This is a genomic window from Actinomadura formosensis NBRC 14204, from assembly GCF_001552155.1.
In the GTDB taxonomy this organism is placed as follows: Bacteria; Actinomycetota; Actinomycetes; order Streptosporangiales; family Streptosporangiaceae; genus Spirillospora; species Spirillospora formosensis.
Genome location: NZ_BCQQ01000130.1, coordinates 1 through 19281 on the forward strand (window position 1 = coordinate 1; position 19281 = coordinate 19281).

At 70.4% G+C, this 19281-nt stretch carries 19 protein-coding genes and 1 tRNA gene; 3 read left to right on the plus strand and 17 right to left on the minus strand.

Going from position 1 to position 19281, the window contains the following annotated elements; translation table 11 throughout:
• Positions 1 to 13: 13 nt before the first annotated feature.
• The 14 genes from AF1_RS26640 to AF1_RS26705 form a co-directional block, all read right to left on the minus strand.
• Positions 14 to 796, minus strand: a complete 783-nt coding sequence (locus AF1_RS26640) for an L-threonylcarbamoyladenylate synthase (protein WP_084263367.1) — start codon at positions 794 to 796, stop codon at positions 14 to 16.
• A gap of 30 nt (positions 797 to 826) precedes the next feature.
• The gene (locus AF1_RS36650; RefSeq protein ID WP_084263368.1) at positions 827 to 1234 is read right to left on the minus strand and encodes a type II toxin-antitoxin system HicB family antitoxin; all 408 of its coding nucleotides are present in this window, start codon (positions 1232 to 1234) and stop codon (positions 827 to 829) included.
• Positions 1235 to 1336: 102 nt separating this feature from the next.
• Positions 1337 to 2197 (minus strand): peptide chain release factor N(5)-glutamine methyltransferase, encoded by an 861-nt coding sequence (prmC, locus tag AF1_RS26650; protein WP_067805057.1) that lies wholly within the window; start codon positions 2195 to 2197, stop codon positions 1337 to 1339.
• The gene (gene prfA, locus AF1_RS26655; protein WP_067805060.1) at positions 2194 to 3258 is read right to left on the minus strand and encodes a peptide chain release factor 1; all 1065 of its coding nucleotides are present in this window, start codon (positions 3256 to 3258) and stop codon (positions 2194 to 2196) included. The genes prmC and prfA overlap by 4 nt, the downstream gene beginning before the upstream one ends.
• A 117-nt stretch (positions 3259 to 3375) precedes the next feature.
• Positions 3376 to 3594 carry a 50S ribosomal protein L31 gene (rpmE, locus tag AF1_RS26660; protein WP_067805063.1) on the minus strand — a complete coding sequence of 73 codons (219 nt, stop codon included), beginning with the start codon at positions 3592 to 3594 and terminating at the stop codon, positions 3376 to 3378.
• A gap of 192 nt (positions 3595 to 3786) precedes the next feature.
• Complete coding sequence (locus AF1_RS26665; protein ID WP_067805066.1) at positions 3787 to 4440, minus strand: response regulator transcription factor; 654 nt, start codon at positions 4438 to 4440, stop codon at positions 3787 to 3789.
• Positions 4441 to 4497: 57 nt separating this feature from the next.
• Positions 4498 to 5880, minus strand: coding sequence for a sensor histidine kinase (locus AF1_RS26670; RefSeq protein ID WP_242609014.1), 1383 nt, complete (start codon positions 5878 to 5880; stop codon positions 4498 to 4500).
• Positions 5881 to 6066: 186 nt separating this feature from the next.
• A complete protein-coding gene (rho, locus tag AF1_RS26675; protein ID WP_067805069.1) occupies positions 6067 to 8118 on the minus strand; it encodes a transcription termination factor Rho in 2052 nt (683 codons plus the stop codon).
• A gap of 455 nt (positions 8119 to 8573) precedes the next feature.
• On the minus strand, positions 8574 to 9515 hold the full coding sequence (gene thrB, locus AF1_RS26680; RefSeq protein WP_131732968.1) for a homoserine kinase: 942 nt from the start codon (positions 9513 to 9515) through the stop codon (positions 8574 to 8576).
• 2 nt (positions 9516 to 9517) lie between these two features.
• Positions 9518 to 10585 carry a threonine synthase gene (gene thrC, locus AF1_RS26685; protein WP_067805075.1) on the minus strand — a complete coding sequence of 356 codons (1068 nt, stop codon included), beginning with the start codon at positions 10583 to 10585 and terminating at the stop codon, positions 9518 to 9520.
• A 79-nt stretch (positions 10586 to 10664) separates the two neighbouring features.
• A complete protein-coding gene (locus AF1_RS26690; protein ID WP_084263369.1) occupies positions 10665 to 11969 on the minus strand; it encodes a homoserine dehydrogenase in 1305 nt (434 codons plus the stop codon).
• Positions 11966 to 13357, minus strand: a complete 1392-nt coding sequence (lysA, locus tag AF1_RS26695) for a diaminopimelate decarboxylase (protein ID WP_067805078.1) — start codon at positions 13355 to 13357, stop codon at positions 11966 to 11968. The genes AF1_RS26690 and lysA overlap by 4 nt, the downstream gene beginning before the upstream one ends.
• Positions 13354 to 13914, minus strand: coding sequence for a DALR anticodon-binding domain-containing protein (locus AF1_RS26700; RefSeq protein WP_169804059.1), 561 nt, complete (start codon positions 13912 to 13914; stop codon positions 13354 to 13356). Before AF1_RS26700 ends, lysA begins: the two co-directional genes overlap by 4 nt.
• Before the next feature lie 153 nt (positions 13915 to 14067).
• A complete protein-coding gene (locus AF1_RS26705; protein WP_067805102.1) occupies positions 14068 to 14430 on the minus strand; it encodes a response regulator transcription factor in 363 nt (120 codons plus the stop codon).
• Between the two features lie 128 nt (positions 14431 to 14558).
• On the opposite strand from AF1_RS26705, the gene AF1_RS26710 reads away from it, so the two are divergent.
• Positions 14559 to 14630, plus strand: a tRNA-Arg gene (locus AF1_RS26710).
• A 215-nt stretch (positions 14631 to 14845) separates the two neighbouring features.
• On the opposite strand, the gene AF1_RS26715 is transcribed toward AF1_RS26710, so the two are convergent.
• The 3 genes from AF1_RS26715 to AF1_RS26725 are packed head-to-tail and all read right to left on the minus strand — an operon-like array spanning position 14846 to position 16317.
• Positions 14846 to 15466, minus strand: a complete 621-nt coding sequence (locus AF1_RS26715) for a dihydrofolate reductase family protein (protein ID WP_067805084.1) — start codon at positions 15464 to 15466, stop codon at positions 14846 to 14848.
• Positions 15466 to 15972, minus strand: coding sequence for an SRPBCC family protein (locus AF1_RS26720; protein WP_067805087.1), 507 nt, complete (start codon positions 15970 to 15972; stop codon positions 15466 to 15468). The genes AF1_RS26715 and AF1_RS26720 overlap by 1 nt, the downstream gene beginning before the upstream one ends.
• Before the next feature lie 3 nt (positions 15973 to 15975).
• Positions 15976 to 16317, minus strand: coding sequence for an ArsR/SmtB family transcription factor (locus AF1_RS26725; RefSeq protein WP_067805104.1), 342 nt, complete (start codon positions 16315 to 16317; stop codon positions 15976 to 15978).
• Positions 16318 to 16522: 205 nt separating this feature from the next.
• Here AF1_RS26725 and AF1_RS26730 point away from each other — a divergent pair, with 205 nt between their 5' ends.
• Positions 16523 to 17692, plus strand: coding sequence for a tyrosine-type recombinase/integrase (locus AF1_RS26730; RefSeq protein ID WP_207394210.1), 1170 nt, complete (start codon positions 16523 to 16525; stop codon positions 17690 to 17692).
• Between the two features lie 27 nt (positions 17693 to 17719).
• Entirely contained in the window at positions 17720 to 18196 is a 477-nt protein-coding gene (locus AF1_RS26735; protein WP_207394209.1) for a DUF4234 domain-containing protein, read from the plus strand.
• Positions 18197 to 19281 lie beyond the last annotated feature (1085 nt).

Sequence of the window (19281 nt, forward strand, 5' to 3'; positions counted from 1 at the left end):
TTCTGACCGTCGCTCAGTCGTCCTGCGGCGGCTTGATCAGGGACGGCTTTTCCGCGGGCTCAGCGGGTGCGTCGGAGGCTTTCGGGGGCTCGTCCTTGGTCAGGGACGGCTTCGGCGTCTCGGGCTCCGAGGGGGCTTCTGCGGGCTCGTCCTCGTCGGTGAGGAGGACGCCGACGACGGAGCGGATCTTGTCCTCGGGGATGGCGCCCGCGCGGAGCAGCCGGGGGACCGAGCCGGTCAGGTCCACGATCGTGGACGGGTCGGCGTGGCCGGAGACGCCGCCGTCCAGGTAGACCGACACCTTGTCGCCGAGCATCTTCTCGGCCTCGCCGGCGTTGCGGGCCGCGGGCTGTCCGCTCAGGTTCGCGCTGCTCACGGCCAGCGGGCCCGTCTCCTTGAGGAGTTCGACGGCCAGCTCGTGCATCGGCATCCGGATGGCGACGGTGCCCTTGGTCTCCCCGAGATCCCACACCAGGCTCGGGTTCGCGCGGCACACCAGCGTCAGCGCGCCGGGCCAGAACTCGTCGATGAGGTCCTGCCCGTAGATGCCGAGATCCTCCACGAGCGCCGCGGCGGCCCGCACGGAGCCCACCAGGACCGGCGGCGGCATCTCCCGGCCGCGGCCCTTCGCCTCCAGCAGCGCGGTCACGGCGGGCGGCGTGAACGCGTCCGCGCCGACCCCGTACACCGTGTCGGTCGGCAGGACGATCAGCTCACCGCGCCGCACGGCCGACATGGCCTCCGCGATCCCGCGTGTGCGCTCCATCGGGTCAGAGCAGTCGTAACGTCGGCTCACGGACCCATTTTCCCACGCCGCCCGCCAGGCTCAGGCCGCTTCCACCATGACGGCGACAGTGGACGGCTCGGGGATCGCCTCACCGTCCTCCCGCATACCTTCCAGATGGAACTCGATCGCCTCCTGGATGAGTTCGATGGTCTCCTCCAGCGTGTCCCCCGCCGCCACACAGCCAGGGAGGTCAGGGACATATGCGCCGTAGTTACTGCCCTCGGCCCACTCGACGACCACCGCGTACTTGCTCATCACGGCCTCCTCAGCCCCGCCTGCCTCAGGGATGCTTTGCTGGGTGGCCGGGTGCAAGTCACTCCCCGGCGCGCCCGCCACCGTCACGGTGCCCGGTTCGGTGGGACGTTTGAACTGCCGGTGGCTGCCTTTCGTCCTGGCCAAGCGCCGACCATCGGCCTCTACCAGCTTGATGATCTCCCGAACCTTCATGGGCACGAGAACTTCACCGACTTTCCGTCAATGATCAGTCACGGAAGGCAACGATAGAGGTGATCGCGTTCAGTGCGCGGGTGATCGCGGAAAGTCGGGAGGTCAGTCGGTGGCGAGGCGGGCGGTGACGAAGCGGTCCCGGTTGGTGAGGTCGCGGCGGTTGCGGACGTCGCGCCAGCCGTTCTCCTCGGCGAAGATCCAGTAGACGTCGTTGCCCTGCAGGTCGCTGTGCTCGACCGCCACGTAGCCGCCGGGACGCAGGAGGCGGCGGGCGGTGTGCTCAACTACGCGGATCGCGTCCAGGCCGTCGTCGCCGCCGCCCCACAGCGCGTCCGCCGGGTCGTGGTCGCGGACGTCCGGCGGGACGTACTCCCACTCGCTCATCGGGATGTAGGGCGGATTGCTGATCACGAGATCGACGGTGCCGTCCAGTTCGGGCAGCGCGGTCGCGAAGTCGTCCAGATGCAGGCGGACGCGGCCCCGCTCGTCCAGTTCCTCGACGTTGCGGGTCGCGTGGACGAAGGCCGTCGGGTCCTTCTCGACGGCATGGACGCGGGCACGGGGGGCCTCAAGGGCGATGGACAGCGCGATCGCGGCCGAACCGGTGCCGAGGTCCACGACGAGGGGGTCGCGGACGTCCATGTCGCGAAGGGTCTCCAGGGCCCAGCCGACCATCACCTCGGTCTCCGGACGCGGGACGAACACGCCGGGCCCGACCTTCAGCTCCAGGTAGCGGAAGTACGCCCGGCCGGTGATGTGCTGCAGGGGCTCCCCGGCCTCGCGGCGCGCGACGAACTCCCAGAACCGGGCGTCGAACGCGCTGTCGGGGACGCCGTGCAGCTCAGAGCGCCGCACCCGGTGCACGGCGGCGGCGAGTTCCTCGGCGTCGGCGCGGGGGGAGGCGGCCCCCGCGTCCGCGAGCCGGGCGGTGGCCCGGGCGATCTCGTCGAGCAGCAGGTTCATGATCCTTGGGCTTCGGCCAGACGGCGTTCCATGTCGGCGTCGACGAGCGCCTGGGTGACGTTGTGGAGGTCGCCGTCCAGCACCTGGTCGAGGTTGTAGGCCTTGTAGCCGACGCGGTGGTCGGAGATCCGGTTCTCCGGGAAGTTGTAGGTGCGCACCCGCTCGGAGCGGTCCACGGTGCGGACCTGGCTCTTGCGCTCGGCCGCCGCGGCGGCGTCGGCCTCCTCCTGCGCCATCGCCAGCAGCCGCGACCGCAGGATGCGCAGCGCCTGCTCCTTGTTCTGCAGCTGGCTCTTCTCGTTCTGGCACGAGACCACGACGCCGGTCGGCAGGTGCGTGATGCGGACCGCCGAGTCGGTCGTGTTGACGCTCTGCCCGCCCGGACCGGACGAGCGGTACACGTCGATGCGCAGGTCGTTCGGGTCGATCTGGACGTCGACGTCCGCGGCCTCGGGCGTCACCAGCACGCCGACGGCGCTGGTGTGGATGCGTCCCTGCGACTCGGTCGCGGGCACCCGCTGCACCCGGTGGACGCCGCCCTCGTACTTCAGCCGCGTCCAGACCCCCTCTTCGGCGGAGCCCCTGGCCTTCACGGCGACCGTGACGTCCTTGTACCCGCCGAGGTCGGACGGGTGCGCGTCGATGATCTCGGTCTTCCAGCCGATGCGCTCGGCGTACCGCAGATACATGCGCAGCAGGTCGCCGGCGAACAGCGCCGACTCCTCGCCGCCCTCCCCCGCCTTCACCTGGAGGATGACGTCCTTGGAGTCGCTCGGGTCGCGCGGGACGAGCAGCCGCCGCAGCCGCTCCTCCAGGTCCGCGCGGCGCCGGTCGAACTCCTCGGCCTCGGCGGCGAACGCCGCGTCCTCACCGGCCAGCTCGCGGGCGGTGGCGAGATCGTCCTGCGTGGACGCCAGCTCGCGGCGCGTCTCGACGATGGGCCGCAGTTCCGCGTAGCGCTTGCCGAGCTTGCGCGCCAGGGCCTGGTCGGCATGGACGGACGGGTCGGCGAGCCGCTCCTCGATGTCCGCGTATTCGCTGATCAGTTCGTCGAGATTCACGCTGTGTCCTGACCCGTTCCGGCCCGGAGCCGTCGCCGGCCCCCGGTCGCCGACTTCGAAAGACCCGGGGACGGCGAGTGTCCCCGGGCCGTTCCTGATATGTGTGCGGCGCTCGTCCTACTTGCCGGCCTTCTTCTTGCCGAAGCGCTGCTCGAAGCGCGCCACCCGGCCGCCGGTGTCGAGGATCTTCTGCTTGCCCGTGTAGAACGGGTGGCAGTTCGAGCAGACGTCCGCGTGGATCACGCCGTTCTCTGCGGTGCTGCGGGTCTCGAACGTGTTGCCGCACGTACACGTCACGGTCGTGACGCCGTAGTTCGGGTGGATGTCGGACTTCATGGGTTCTCCTCGCTTCGGGCGATCGCCGGGCGCCTCCGCGCTCGCACGGCCCTCATCTCACGCGACAGGGCCAGCGAAGGTGTGGGGGCGTGAACCGGTACCGCAGCGGTTGCACCTCAAGTGTGCCAGATACCCGAACGTGCGGAGGTCACCGGGCATTCCCGATCACGGACCGGCGGCGCCGTCCGGGGATCATCCGCCCGCGCGTCCCAGGTAGGCCAGGACCGCCATCACCCTGCGATGCCCGCCCTGCGCGGGCTGCAGGTCCAGCTTCATGAAGATGTTCGAGATGTGCTTCTCCACTGCGCCCTCGGTGACGACGAGGTCCTCCGCGATCGCCCCGTTCGAGCGTCCCTGCGCCATCAGCCCGAGCACCTCGCGCTCGCGCGGCGTCAGCGACTCCAGCGGGTCGCCGGCGCGGCGCCGGCCGAGCAGCTGCCCGATCACCTCCGGGTCGATGACCGTCCCGCCGGCCGCGATGCGGCGGACCGCGTCGATGAACTCGGCGACGTCCGACACCCGCTCCTTCAGCAGGTAGCCGACGCCCTCCGCGCCGCCGCCGATCAGGTCCGTCGCGTACCGTTCCTCCACGTACTGCGACAGGACGAGGATCGGCGTGCCCGGACGCCGCGCCCGGACGGCCAGCGCCGCGCGCAGCCCCTCGTCGGTGAACGACGGCGGCATCCGGACGTCCACGATGGCGAGGTCGGGGTCGTGCTCCTCGACGATGCCGAGCAGCCCGGGACCGTCCCCCACGGTCGCCGCCGTCTCGATCCCGGCGTCGTCGAGCAGCCGGACGAGCCCTTCGCGCAACAGCACCGAATCCTCGGCGATCACAACCCGCATCCGCCCATTCTCGCCTCCCGCCCGCGCCCGTTCCAAAAGATCACCACCGGCGCGGGATCACCAGGAGCAGGGCAGGTCGGCGCGGATGATCGTGGGGCCGCCGGGCGGGCTGTCCACGATCAGCATGCCGTCGATCGTCGCGGCCCGGTCGGCGAGACCGGCGAGACCGCCCCCGGGCCGGGCGACCGCGCCGCCCGCCCCGTCGTCGATCACCTCGACGACCACCCAGCGGTCCTCGCGGGCCACCCGGACGGACGCCCGCGTCGCGCGGGCGTACTTCGCGATGTTCGCCAGCGACTCGGCGACGATGAAGTAGGCGATGCTCTCGACCGCGGCCGGCGGACGTTCCGGCAGGTCGACGTGCACCTCGACGGGCACGGGCGCGCGGCCGGCGAGCCCGGACAGCGCCGGGTCCAGGCCGCGGTCGGTGAGGATCGCCGGGTAGATCCCGCGGGCCAGGTCGCGCAGCTCGGAGATCGCCTCCCTGGTGCCCGCGTGGGCCTGCTCGATCAGCGCCCGCGCGCCCTCGGGGTCCTGGTCGAGCTTGGCGCGGGCGCGCCCGATGTCCATCGCCACGGCCAGCAGCCGCTGCTGCGCGCCGTCGTGCAGGTCGCGCTCGATGCGGCGGCGTTCGAACTCGGCGGCGTCCACCCCGCGGGCGCGGCTGGCGCGCAGGTGCTCGGTCCGCCTGCGCAGCTCGACGTTCTCCGCCTGCGCGGGGCTCGGGCCGAGCAGCAGCGCCGCGAACACGGTGTGCCCGACCGCCATCGCCCGCGTCACGTACATCGCCAGGACGAGGAACACCAGCCCCAGGGCCATGACCGGGACGGCCTCCAGCGGGTCGCCCGCCCAGTACGAGACGAACCCGAAGCCGACCTCGGCTCCGCCGTTCACCGCGACGACCAGCGGCAGGAACAACGTCATGCCCGTCGCCGCCCAGACCGCCGTGGACACGACGAACTCGACCAGCGTGACCGGGAACAGGACGGCGAGGTAGGCGAGGTCCTTCCAGGTGGCCGGGTCCGCCGCCATGCCCTTGAGCTTGACCAGCGGGTTGCGGGTGCCCGGCAGCCGCCGGTACGGGTCCGGGACGCGGACGCCGAACGCCGCCAGCACCAGCCTGCGCTCCAGCATCGCCCCGAACCGCCACGCGACCATCAGCAGCGCCAGCAGCGGCACGCCCACCCAGATGATCAGCAGCCCGAGGGACAGCGACAGCCCGACGGCCAGCACCACGAACCAGCCGAGCCCGAGCGCCATGCTGAACGCCAGGTAAAGCGCGGAACGCCAGGTCACCGACGACCGCACCATCGCGAGCGGCGCCCAGGAGCCGTTCAGGACGGACGGCGCGCCCCCGCCGCCCCGTGTCGCCGCGGCCCACCGCGCCGCCGCCCACTCCACGGCGCCCCCGCCGCCGGGTTCTCTGCTCAGCTCGCCCACATCGTCCTCCGTGCCCTGTCCAACCTACGGTCCAAGCGTGCCGGTCGGGAGGACGGGACGACCATGACGTGCGCCGCCGGATCCGGGGTGGGGCTAACCCCACCATGGGCCCGGACGCGAACCGGGACCCGGACGCGGAACGCCCCCGCCCGGTCACCCGGACGGGGGCGTTCACGCTTCGCCCGTTCAGCGATCGTCCGCCACCGTGGTCTTCTGCACCTGGAGCAGGAACTCGGCGTTGGACTTGGTCTCCTTCATCTTCTCGATGAGGAGCTCCAGCGCCTGCTGCGTGTCGAGCGCGTGCAGCACCCGGCGCAGCTGCCAGACGACCCGCAGCTCCTCGGGAGCCATGAGGATCTCCTCCTTGCGGGTGGACGACTGGTCGACGTCCACCGCCGGGAAGATCCGCTTGTCGGCCAGGCTCCGGTTGAGCTTCAGCTCCATGTTGCCGGTGCCCTTGAACTCCTCGAAGATGACCTCGTCCATGCGGGACCCGGTCTCCACCAGCGCGGTCGCGAGGATCGTCAGCGAGCCGCCGTTCTCGATGTTGCGCGCGGCGCCGAAGAACCGCTTCGGCGGGTACAGCGCGGTCGAGTCGACACCACCGGACAGGATCCGGCCGGACGCGGGCGCCGCCAGGTTGTAGGCGCGGCCCAGGCGGGTGATCGAGTCGAGCAGCACGACGACGTCGTGGCCCAGCTCCACCAGCCGCTTGGCGCGCTCGATCGCCAGCTCCGCGACCGTCGTGTGGTCCTCGGCGGGACGGTCGAAGGTCGAGTGGATGACCTCGCCCTTCACCGTCCGCTGCATGTCGGTGACCTCTTCGGGACGCTCGTCCACCAGGACGACCATCAGGTGGCACTCCGGGTTGTTCTTGGTGATCGCGTTGGCGATCGCCTGGAGCACCATCGTCTTGCCGGCCTTCGGCGGCGACACGATCAGCCCGCGCTGGCCCTTGCCGATCGGCGACACCAGGTCGATGATCCGCGTCGTCAGGATGCCCGGGTCGGTCTCCAGCCGCAGCCGCTCCTGCGGGTACAGCGGGGTCAGCTTGGTGAAGTCGACGCGGCCCTTGGCCTGCTCGGGCTCCATCCCGTTGACGGTGTCGAGCCGGACCAGCGCGTTGAACTTCTCGCGCCGCTCGCCCTCGCGGGCCTGCCGGACGGCGCCGGTGATGACGTCGCCCTTGCGCAGGCCGTTCTTGCGGACCTGCGCCAGCGACACGTACACATCGTTCGGGCCGGGCAGGTAGCCGGTCGTGCGGACGAACGCGTAGTTGTCGAGGATGTCGAGGATGCCCGCGACCGGGATGAGGACGTCGTCCTCGGTGATCACCGGCTCCTCGTAGCGCTCGCGGCCGCGGCCCCGGTTGCGCTCGCGGAACCTGCGTCCGCGCCGGCCCCGGCCGCCGCCGTCGTCCTCGTCGTGCTGGCCGCCGCCGCCCTGGCTCTGGCCGCGCTGACGGCCACCGCCCTGCTCACCGCGATCGCCGCGATCGCCGCGGTCACCCCGGTCGCCGCGGTCGCCGCGTTCGCCGCGGTCACCCCGGTCACCGCGTTCGCCGCGTTCCCGGCCGCCGCGCTGGCGCTGGCGTCCGCCGCCCTCACGGCTCTCCCGCCCGTCGCGGCCGCCATCACGGCCGCCATCGCGTCCGCCCTGGGACTCGCCGTCCTCGGCGTTCTGGTCCCGGCCCTGCTCACGGCCCTGACGCTCGCCGGTCCCCCGGTCCTGCCTGTCGCCGCGCCGGCCGCCGCCCTGCCGGTCCGCCCGGTCGGTCTTCTCCGCCTTCTCGGCCTTCTCCGGCTTGTCGGCGGCCTTCTCCGTCTTCTCGGACGCGTCGGCCTGCTTGCCGGGCGCGGCCTGCTCGGCGGCCGGCACGGCGTCGGAGATGGTGACCTGGTCGTCGGAGACCTCGCGCTTGGCGGTCGCGGTGCGGGTCCGCCGGGGACGCTCGGTCTTCGCCGGGGCAGCGGCTCCCTGCTCGCCCCCCGCGGAGCCCTGCTCCTGGCCGCCGCCCTGCTTCTCCTGGATGGCGGCGATGAGCTGGCTCTTGCGCATCCCGGTCACGCCGGTGATGCCGAGGCTGGACGCGAGCGCCTTGAGTTCGGGCAGCACCATCGCCGAAAGGCCGGTGCCCGTCCGGCGGCGCCGGGGGGTGGCGGGCTCCGCGCCGGCCGGGGCGGCGTCGGCGGGTCCCGTGCTGGGTGCGTCCGTAAGGAGTTCGCTGGATTCGCTCACTAAGGGTCCTTCCCAGGGAGCGGGCGTTGGCCGGCGTTCGGCCAGTCGACCCGGTGGTGCGGCCCGGCGGGGGCGCCGGGACGGGCTCCGCTGATCACGATGGAACCGGGATCTGCGTGTTCTGGGCACAGCCAGATGGTGGACGGGACGTTCAGCTCGTGCGTGTCCCCGGTACCGCCACGTCCGAAGTTGTTTCGCTGGTATGCCTGACAACGGGATGTCACGGTGTCGGGGAGCCTAGTACGCGGGACCGACACGGCCGAAGGGCCGGACAGGCGACGCGTGGCTGACGAGCACGCTGCCCCGAACGGGGCATCTGGTGCGGCATTCAGCCTAACATCACCAGGGCACACTGCTATTCCCCAGAGGTCGAGGTCTTCGCATTTTACCTAGCCGGATCATGCCGGCACCGGCACCGGCCGGAGCGCCGCGAGGCCCCGCCCCCGGCGCCGCGATCAGGCCCGGACCTCGGGTTCTCCGGTCATGACGCGTGCGCCGCGGGTCGCGACGTCCAACGGGTGTATGTGCCACCCTTTACCCACTTCGGGAACTACTGAATCAACCCGTGATGCGTTTGTGAAGGCGAGGACAGTGGGTCCCGCCCCGGAAATCACCGCGGGCACGCCCGCGTCCCGCAGCCTGCGGACCAGGGCGGCGGACCCGGGCATCGCGGGCGCGCGGTAGTCCTGGTGGATCCGGTCCTCGGTCGCGTCCAGCAGGACGTCGTCGCCCAGCCCCGCCGTGAGCGCCGCGATGAGCAGCGCGGCACGCCCGGCGTTGGCGGCGGCGTCCCCGTGCGGGACGGTCCCGGGCAGCAGCTCGCGCGCCCGCTCGGTCGCCAGCCGCTGCTCGGGGACGATCGCCACGACCCGCGTGACCTGCGACTCCAGCCGGACGAGCCGCGGCCCGGCCGGCGTCGTCCAGGCGACGGTCAGGCCGCCGGCGAGGCACGGCGCCACATTGTCGGGATGCCCCTCGATCTCGGTGGCGAGGCGCAGCGCCGCGGCGTCGTCGAGAAGCTTGCCGTCCGGGTGCAGCGCGCGGGCCGCGACGATCCCGGCGACGATCGCGGCGGACGAGGAGCCCAGGCCGCGGCTGTGCGGGATCCGGTTGCGGCAGCGCAGCCGGACGCCCTCCGGCCGGGCGGGGCCGGATCCGGACAGGCCGTCGAGGACGTCGAACGTCCGGCGCAGCACCCTGACGATGAGATGGCGCTCACCCCGGTCGGCGACCTCGGCGCCCTCGCCGTCCACCTCGATGGACACCCCGCCGCCGGTCAGCTCGACCTCGACGTCGTCGTACAGGGTCAGCGCCAGGCCGAGCGAGTCGAAGCCCGGCCCCAGGTTGGCGCTGGTCGCCGGGGCCCGGACCAGCACCGGGCCTTCGGCCCAGCCCACGCTCACGCGAGGCCGAGTTCGGCGGCGGCGGAGTGCGCGTCCACCTTGATGACGGTCGGTGCGGGGGCACCGGAGATGGCCCAGTCGGGGTCCTTGAGGCCGTTGCCCGTCACCGTGCAGACGACCCGGGAACCGGGCGTGACGACACCCTGCTCACTCGCCTGCAGAAGGCCGGCGACGCTCGCCGCGGAGGCGGGCTCTACGAAGACCCCCTCCTCCCTGGCGAGGAGCCTGTAGGCGGCGAGGATCTGCCGGTCGGTGACCGAGTCGATCGCGCCACCGGACTCGTCGCGCGCCGCGACGGCCAGGTCCCAGGACGCGGGGTTGCCGATCCGGATCGCGGTCGCGATCGTCTGCGGCTTCAGGACGGGCTCGCCCTTCACGAACGGCGCCGCACCGCTGGCCTGGAAGCCCAGCATGCGCGGGGTCCTGGACGCCTCCTTGTCGGCCGCGTACTCCTTGTACCCCATCCAGTACGCGGAGATGTTGCCGGCGTTTCCGACGGGCAGGCAGTGGACGTCGGGGGCGTCGCCCAGCGCGTCCACGATCTCGAACGCCGCCGTCTTCTGGCCCTGCAGCCGGTACTTGTTGACGGAGTTGACCAACGCCACCGGGTAGTCGACCGACAGTTTCCGGGCCAGTTCGAGGCAGTCGTCGAAGTTCCCGTCCACCTGGAGCAGCCGCGCGCCGTGCACCAGCGCCTGCGCCAGCTTGCCCATCGCGATCTTGCCGTTGGGGACGAGGACCGCGCAGGTCATCCCGGCCCGGACCGCGTACGCGGCGGCGGACGCCGAGGTATTGCCGGTCGAGGCGCAGATCACCGCCTTCGCGCCGTCCTCGGCGGCCTTGCTGATCGCCATCGTCATGCCGCGGTCCTTGAAGGAACCGGTCGGGTTGGCGCCCTCGACCTTGAGGAACACCTCGCAGCCGGTCAGCTGGGCCAGCCGGGGGGCGGGCAGCAGCGGGGTGCCGCCCTCCAGCAGCGTGACGACCGGTGTCGCCTCCGTCACCGGAAGCCGGTCGCGGTACTCCTCGATAAGACCACGCCACGCGCGGGCGTTCGGGTTCACGTCGGTCTCCCTGAATGACCTGGGATGTTGCCCGAAGTCTACCGGGGCCACGATCGCCGTTCTCCGCCCCGGTGGCGGCTCATTCGTCGCCCTCGACGCGCATGACGCTCGTCACCTCGCGGACGATCTCCAGCCTGCGCAGCCCCTCCACCGTCGCGGCCAGAGCCGCGTCCGGCGCCCGGTGCGTCACGACCACGAGCTGCGCCTCCGCGCCAAGCCCGACCTGCCGGACGGCCTGAATCGACACCCCGTGCCTGGCGAACTCCTCGGCGACCGTGGCGAGGACACCGGCCTCGTCGGTCACGTCCACCTCGACGTAGTAGCGCGTGACCGTCTCACCCATCGGCAGGACCGGAAGCTTCGCGTACGTGACCTCCACGGGGCCCGGTGTGCCGCCGACCACGTTCCGCGCCACCGCAACCAGGTCGCCGAGGACCGCGGACGCCGTCGGAGCGCCGCCCGCGCCCGCGCCGTAGAACATCAGCGAGCCCGCGGACTCGGCCTCCACGAACACCGCGTTGTACGCCTCGCGGACGCTCGCCAGCGGGTGCGACCTCGGAATCATCGCCGGATACACGCGAACGGACACGCCGCGGCCGTTGCGCCCGTCCGCCGAGGGGACGCGCTCGCAGATGGCCAGCAGCTTGACCACGCAGTCCATCCCCTTGGCGCCCGCCACGTCGGCGGCCGTGACCTCGGTGATGCCCTCGCGGTGGACGTCCGCGGCCGTGACGGGCGTGTGGAAGGCGAGCTGCGCCAGGATCGCCGCCTTGGCCGCCGCGTCGAAACCCTCCACGTCCGCCGTCGGATCGGCCTCCGCGTAGCCGAGCGCCTGCGCCTCCTCCAGCGCGTCGTTGAACCCGGCGCCGTGCGTGTCCATCTGGTCGAGGATGTAGTTGGTGGTGCCGTTCACGATGCCGAGCACCCGGTGCACATGGTCGCCGACCAGGGAGTCCCTGAGCGGCCGCAGCAGCGGGATCGCGCCCGCGACGGACGCCTCGTAGTACAGGTCGGCGCCGTACTCGCGGGCCGCCGCGAACAGCGTCGCGCCGTCCTCGGCCAGCAGCGCCTTGTTCGCGGTGATGACCGACTTGCCGGACTTCATCGCCTCCAGCATCAGCGTCCTGGCCGGCTCGATCCCGCCGATGACCTCGATGACGATATCGACGTCGTCCCTGGTCACCAGCGCCTGCGCGTCCGTGGTCAGCAACTCGGGCGGGACGCCCGCGCGCACCCGGTCGGGCCTGCGGACGGCGATCCCGGCCAGTTCCAGCGGCACCCCGACACGCGCGGCCAGATCCTCCGCCTGCTCGTTCAGCAGCCGGACGACCTCCGTGCCGACCACCCCGCATCCGAGCAGCGCAACGCGCAGTCCGGGTTTCACGCTTCGACCTCCGCATCGAGCCGGAGCAGGTCCTCGGCGCTCTCCCGGCGGACGATCACGCGCGACCTGCCGTCCCGCACCGCCACCACGGCCGGCTTCGGGACGAAGTTGTAGTTGCTGGCCATCGACCGACAGTACGCACCCGTCGCCGCCACCGCCACCAGGTCACCCGGCGCGAGATCTTCGGGGAACCACAGGTCGCGCACGACGATGTCACCGCTTTCGCAGTGCTTGCCGACAAGCCTACTGAGCATGGGCGATGCCTCGGACGACCGGCTCGCGAGCACCCCGGTGTACTCGGCGCCGTACAGCGCGGTGCGCAGGTTGTCGCTCATGCCGCCGTCCACCGACACGTACGTGCGCAGGCCCTCGACGTCCTTGACCGTGCCGACCTCGTACAGCGTGATGCCGCCCGGCCCGATGATCGCCCGGCCCGGCTCCACGGTCAGCCGCGGCATCGCCAGCTCGTACGCCCGGCACTCGCGGGCGACGATGGCCCGCAGGCCGTCGGCCATCGACTTGGGGTCGTGCGGCTCCTCGCCCGGCACGTACGCGATGCCGTAGCCGCCGCCCAGGTCCAGCTCCGGAAGCTCGATCCCGTGCTCGTCCCGGATCGCCACGAGCAGCTCGGCCAGCCGGTGCGCGGCCACCTCGAACCCGTCCACGTCGAAGATCTGCGACCCGATGTGGCTGTGCAGCCCCACCAGTTCGAGCTGCTTCAGCTCCAGCACCCGCCGGACCGCCTCCAGCGCAGCCCCCGAACTCCGCGAGAACCCGAACTTCTGGTCGTCATGAGCGGTCGCGATGAACTCATGGGTGTGCGCCTCGACCCCGGTGGTGACACGCACCATCACCTTGGGGTGGACCCCCATCTCCTGGGCCAGATACCCCAGCCGCGCTATCTCCTCGAACGAATCGAGCACGATCCGCCCGACACCGACCTCCAGAGCCTTCTCCAGCTCCCAGGGCGCCTTGTTGCTCCCGTGCAACGTGATGCGCTCCGTGGGGAAGCCCGCCGCCAACGCCACGGCAAGCTCACCCCCACTGCACACGTCCAGCCCGAGGCCCTCCTCCTTGAGCCACCGGGCGACGGCGGTACACAGGAACGCCTTGCCCGCATAGTGGACGTCCCCGTCATGGAACGCCGCCGCGTACTCCCTGGCCCGGCTCCGCACGTCCTCCTCGTCGTAGACGTACAGAGGCGTCCCGTACTCCCTGGCCAGATCCCGCACATCGACGCCACCGACCGTGAGGACGCCCTCCTCCCGCGTGGCGCTCCGCGGCCACACGATGGGCTCCAGCGCGTTCAGATCGTCCGCCGGCCCGGCCGGATGGTCCTCAGGCAGGACGTCCGCGTGCCGCGGTCCGGCTGGATGTACTCGACTCATATCCGCTCTCTAGGGGTCTCACCGATCATGTTCAGCCCGTTGCCGAGGACGACCTCGACCGCCCGCGCCAAGCCCACCCGTCCCGCATGAACCGCCGTAGGCTCCTCATCGCCCCGGGGCACCGCGGGACATCGCTCGTGCACGTCGTGGTACGCCCCGGCCACCTTCTCCAAACAGAACATCAGCGGCCCGGCATCCCGTTCCCGCTCCGCCTGCTTGGCCCGCCCCGGCACATCCCCCAAGGCCCACACGAGCTCGGCCTCCAGAGCCCCGGCGTCCAGCGGCCCCTCGCGGACCCCGAACTCCCGGGCCCACCGCCGCACCCAGCAGGCCCGCGCATAGGCATAACGCACCGAAAACCCGGGATTGGCGAACGTCCGGGGCCACTCGTCCCACCGCTCCGCCGGCACCCGCGCGCCCCCGTACCCGGGGTCACCGAGAATCCCGTCCACCAACTCCCCCGCGGACACGACGACCCGGACGAACCCGGGCCCGGCCACCACACCCCCGACCCGCCGCGCTATCACCGCCGGATCAACGCCCAACCGCAGCGCCACGGGACTCTCGAAAACCCCGCCACCCCGCCCGAAGACCACGGCACTCTCAGGCACGGCGACATCGAACTCACCCTCGGCCACGGCATCCCGCACCGCGGCCACAAGGGCATCGCTCACACCGGCTGGAGTCACCCTGGTGAGACTATCCGACCACTATTTGGACACCACAGCGAGTTTCCGCACCGTCTGGATCAGCTGATTCGGATCGAACGGCTTGGTCACGTAGGCGTCGACACCGATCTCATACCCCCGCCGCACATCATGCTCCTGCGCCCGCGCAGTGATCATCACGACCCGGATGTGCGCCGTCCCCGGATCCTCCCGCAGCCTGACCGCGGTGACCCACCCGTCCAGCCTGGGCATCATCACATCCAGCGTGATGACGTCCGGCCGCACCTCGGCAACCTTGTCCAGGCAGTCCTGACCGTCCACCGCGGTCGACACCTCGAACCCCTCCAGTTGCAGGTTCACGGCGATGAGCTGGCGGATCACCTCGTCATCATCGACGACCAGCACGCGTCCCAGTGGCTCGGTCACGGCTCGAAGTTAGCCCACTCCACACCCCGCGCGCACGGCGAAATCCCACGTGCACGTCACCCCCCCAACCCTGGTAACCTTCTACCGCGCCACAACAAGGGCGCAGGGCCCCCTTAGCTCAGGGGATAGAGCAACGGCCTCCGGAGCCGTGTGCGCAGGTTCGAATCCTGCAGGGGGCACCGACTCGTCACCAGCGGAAACGTTCGCTGACCTGCCCGAACAACACCAGGCCCCGCCCGGGTGCGTGTGCGGCCAGGTGCCACCGGATTTTCCCGGCTCCTTCCTGGCCATCCAGCAGGTGGGCTGGTCACCCCGGCGGGAGATGTGTCTGCGTGCCAACCGCGTGGGGTTCCGTCCGCCGTCCGCCGTCCGCCGTGTGTCGTCCGCCGTGCGCCTACCGCTCCCGGACGGCGTAGGTCAGGTGCGTCACCCTCGGGGAGGACTCCGCGCGGACCTGCTCCAGGGCCACGCGGCCCGCGTCCACGCCCTCGAACAGGCGGATGCCGGAGCCGAACAGAACGGGTGACAGCGCGATCGAGAACTCGTCGATCAGGCCGGCGTTCACGTACTCCAGGATCGTCGCGCCGCCGCCCGCGATGCGGACGTCGCGGTCACCGGCGGCCTCGCGGGCCAGGTCGAGCGCGTGCTCGATGCCGTCGTTGACGAAGTGGAAGGTGGTCCCGCCCGGACGCTCCCAGGGGTCGCGCTTCTCGTGCGTCACGACGAAGACCGGAGTGTGGAACGGCGCCTCCTCCGGCCACGCCTGCTCGCCGACGTCGAACATGCGCTTGCCCATCACGCTCGCGCCGGTGCGCTCGAACGTCTCCCGCAGGATGTCGTTGTCGCGCCCCTCCTCGCCGCCCTCTCCGAGCTTCAAATTCTCCCGGAAGAACCGCTGCGGGAAGACCCACCGCTGCAGTTCCATCCACTGCCGCCCCATCAACTCCTCGGGAGACTCGGGCGCGATGAACCCGTCCAGCGACATCGACACGCTGAAGAACACCTTCCCGGCCATCAGCCCTCCGCTCCCTTCCGAACGATCTCGGTGACGTAGCCGGCCAGGTTGCTCAGGGTCTGCCGGCCGCCCTCGATCGCGTGGTACTTCTCGACCGCCTCGTCGCGCAGCCCCCTGGTGGGGAACACCGTGCGCATCTCAAGCCGGGTCGCCGCGCCGTCGGGCTCGAACGTCAGGACCGACTCGAAGGCGTTCGGGTCGCCGCGGGACTCACCGTGCAACAGTGCGATCCGCTCCGGCGGGGCGATCTCGGTCCAGGAGATCCACTCGGCGTAGTCCGTCCCGTCCGGTCCGTGCATCACGAAGTCCCACTCCCCGCCGACACGGAACTCGAACGACCGCGTGGTGGTGGTGAATCCCTCCGGTCCCCACCACCGCGACAGGTGCCGGACCTCGGTGAACGCCTCGAACACCAGCTCTGGTGGGGCGTCGATGACCCTGGAAATGACGATCTCGCGGTCGGCGGTCGCGGACTGCGCCGACGCCCCTCGTCCTGTTGCGCTCATCAGCTACTCCTCCTGCGTTGCCTGCTTCAGGTCCTGCACGTACGCGTCCAGCCGGTCGAAGCTCTCGTTCCAGAACCGCTCGAACCCGCCGGTCCATTCGTGGACCGGCCGCAGTCCGTGAGCGTCGAGGCCGTACAGGCGCTGCTTGCCCGCCTTGCGGTCCCGCACCAGCCCGACCTCCCGGAGCACCCGCAGGTGTTTGGACGCCCCCGGCTGGGTCATCCCCAGCTCCCGGGCCAACTCGGTCACCGGCCGCTCACCCGCCCGCAGCAGCACCAGGATCTCCCGGCGCTGCGGCTCGGCGATCGCGTTGAAGACGTCCGACGTCGTCGCTGCTCGTGCCATGTCCGCCATCATATTCCCATATCGGCATATGTTCAAGCCGACAGAGGCGGGTCTTGTCAGATGACGATCGTGACCCTTGCCACCCGAACAAGGCACCCGACTGAGCGCCACCCTTGAGGTAGGAGGCCGACGCACCTGGCCAACGCCCTCTTATGCCGTGTGGTCGGTCTGGTCTTGCGCCTGAAGCAGGCGCAGCGTCGCGGGTATGACTTCGTTCGATGAGCTTCTTGGAGCGACGCCCGGCGCTGGGACCGTCGGTGGAGACGTCCTGCTGTTGGCGACACTCGCCTACCTGGCCCGGTACAAGGGTGACTCGCGCATGCACACCGAGTCGGATCTGCGGATCTACCTGACCTGGTGCGCCGAACGGCACCTGGAGCCCTTGGCGGTACGGCGCGCGCATGTGGAGATGTACGTGCAGTGGCGGCAGGAGGTCCGCCGGTTCCGGCCCTCGACCGTGTCCCGGCGACTATCGGTGGTGGCCGGCTTCTACCGCACCTGCGTGATCGACGGGATCCTGGAACACTCGCCCGCCGACCACGTCCGACGCCCCAACGTCCCACCCGAATCGCCCACCCTCGGGTTGTCACATCTGCAGTTCGAGGCCCTGCTGTCGGCCGCACGTGCCTCAGCCAACCCCAACGACTTCGCGCTGGTCGCGATGCTCGGGCTGCTCGGGCTGCGGATCTTCGAGGCCACCAGCGCTGACATCGACGACCTGGGCGAAGAACACGGCCACCGAGTCCTGCGCGTCGTCGGCAAGGGCACCCGGACCGTGCTGATACCTCTCCCGCCGGCAGCCGGCAGAGCCATCGACCACGCCACGGGTGAACGGAGGGCCCGGCCGATCCTGCTCAACACCCGCGGGGCCCAGATGCATCGGCACGCCGCCACCCGCCGCCTGCGCCGGCTCGCCGCCAAATCCGTCGTCCGGTTGCCGCGGATGCACCCGCACATGCTCCGCCACACCTTCGTGACCACCATGCTCGACGTCGGCGTCGACCTGCGCGACGTGCAGGTTCGCAGCACGCCACGCAGACCCGCGCACCACCATGCGCTACGACCGAGCCCGCAACAACCTCGACCGCCACCCCAACTACATCCTCGCTACCTACATGGCCTCCGGCACCCGAACCAAGAAGAAGCTGCCCCGTATGTCCCGGTCCACCGAATAGCAAAAGAGCTGCCATTGCTGGAGCAGCAGATTATACAAGGAGAGGCGAAACCACCCAAAACGGCAAATCGTTACAGCGGCTTCGACAACTCGGTCAGCGCCGCTCGGCTCCCACTGCGGCCCCGGCCGTTTGGCGCAATGCGTCCCTTGGTCGTTGCCGCGCCGCCGGTCGGCCAGGAAGTGACCGTGAGCCCGCCGTAGCGGCACCCGTTGGCGCCGACGACTACCATGGAGACAGTCGACAAGAATCTTGTGACTCTTCATGCCTACAGTGCAACTCAATGGGAAATGACCGAATATGTTTGTGGTATGGATGAGGAGCGTGTGACGGCAGTTAAGCGGCGCAATCCGGTCCTGACCTGGTTGGTCTGGCCGCTCATCACTCTTGGGATCTATTACTTTGTGTGGTGGTACAAGATCAACCGAGAAGCACGCGACTCGAGCGTGGAGGTAAGCCCAGGCCTGGCCCTACTGGCTGTCCTCATCGGGTGGGTCATCATCGTGCCGCCCTACATCTCCATCTTCCGGACGGGTGAGCGGATTGCGCGCATGCAGGACTCGGCCAACCAACGGCCCTCCTGTAACGGCTGGATCGGGCTGATCTTGTCGTTCTTCTTTGGGCTCCATGCGCTCTACTACCAAATCGAGCTGAACCGGATCTGGGAGCACGAATCCAAGCATCCATCCCCTAGCAAGCAGCACTGACGCAGGGGCAGCACCGACCGGTGACGGCCAGCATGACGAGCAGGTCTCGAGGGCCCCGTTGAGCCGCATGGCGGGCCCGCGCCGCCGGCGCGTTGGTGTCAGCGACGGCCCCCAGCGCCAGCATCGGCAGCGACGTTGGACGACGCGTCGGCACGGGCCCGGACGAGCCGCCGCGATCGCTCCCCACTCTCCACGCGATCAAGTGTGCTCTCACCCTCGTCGTCGACACCAACCCAATCCGAGCCGGGCCGAGACGCCCGGATTGCGCATGTAGCGCGTCAGATGGGTCCTCAGCATGGCCGGGACAACCGTTGGGTCGACGCCGGACAGCTGCGAGTACTGGTCACCAGCATGGAGATCCGGGTCTCTGGTGGCTGCCTCGGCTTGTTCGCCGGGGAAGGTCGGCTTCGGAAATGTCAGAGCCGTCGTCGATGCTGGGAAGGTAATCAGTGGCTCGTGCCCATCCATCTCGCGAACGCCGTCGTACCGTAGCGTCGCTGACCGCCGAGTTCCCCTGGGCGCAGTACGGCGTGTAAGAGTTCATGGGCCTCTGGGATCTCGTCGCCGTTGCACCGGTGCGGGCGTCCTCTTCTGCCGCAAATGGAGCGTGCAGCTTCCGCTTGTGCCGCATAGTGCAGTGGAGTGCTGCACTGGCGGTTGTAAAAGATCTTTAACAGATCCCCTGTTCACAACGTTGTCGCCACCGATGGGAGGACTGCGGTCCCAGCTCTGTTCACGGCGTGTGACACCGTGTTCCTCGGGGGCGGTGCGCGTCACCGGGTCGAGAAGCGCATTTCCGGCGTCGGCTTTGCTGGTTGCGGCTGCCGCAGCCCCCTGGTTGGCGGACAGGCCCGCGTTCGCACGTAACACGTCCAGGACAGCGCGCCGCGCGCGTCAGACAGGGTCCCCGGGTTGAGACCGGCCAGGCGGCGCAGGACGCGGTTGGTCACGTTGTCGGCGTACAGGCAGACGTGCACATCCGCGTGCGAATGAACACGTCCAACGCGATGGGCGTCCCGGTGCTCGCCGACCTTGGCTTGCGGACGGACTCAGCCGGTCACGGGCCGCCGGCGTCCACACCGGGG

Bases quoted from the DNA above. Each gene is read 5' to 3' on its own strand.
- AF1_RS36650 (WP_084263368.1), bottom strand. From the start codon at position 1,234: ATGAAGGTTCGGGAGATCATCAAGCTGGTAGAGGCCGATGGTCGGCGC.
- prmC (WP_067805057.1), bottom strand. From the start codon at position 2,197: ATGAACCTGCTGCTCGACGAGATCGCCCGGGCCACCGCCCGGCTCGCG.
- rpmE (WP_067805063.1), bottom strand. From the start codon at position 3,594: ATGAAGTCCGACATCCACCCGAACTACGGCGTCACGACCGTGACGTGT.
- AF1_RS26665 (WP_067805066.1), bottom strand. From the start codon at position 4,440: ATGCGGGTTGTGATCGCCGAGGATTCGGTGCTGTTGCGCGAAGGGCTC.
- lysA (WP_067805078.1), bottom strand. From the start codon at position 13,357: ATGAGTCGAGTACATCCAGCCGGACCGCGGCACGCGGACGTCCTGCCT.
- AF1_RS26715 (WP_067805084.1), bottom strand. From the start codon at position 15,466: ATGGCCGGGAAGGTGTTCTTCAGCGTGTCGATGTCGCTGGACGGGTTC.
- AF1_RS26720 (WP_067805087.1), bottom strand. From the start codon at position 15,972: ATGAGCGCAACAGGACGAGGGGCGTCGGCGCAGTCCGCGACCGCCGAC.
- AF1_RS26725 (WP_067805104.1), bottom strand. From the start codon at position 16,317: ATGGCACGAGCAGCGACGACGTCGGACGTCTTCAACGCGATCGCCGAG.
- AF1_RS26730 (WP_207394210.1), top strand. From the start codon at position 16,523: ATGACTTCGTTCGATGAGCTTCTTGGAGCGACGCCCGGCGCTGGGACC.
- AF1_RS26735 (WP_207394209.1), top strand. From the start codon at position 17,720: ATGGAGACAGTCGACAAGAATCTTGTGACTCTTCATGCCTACAGTGCA.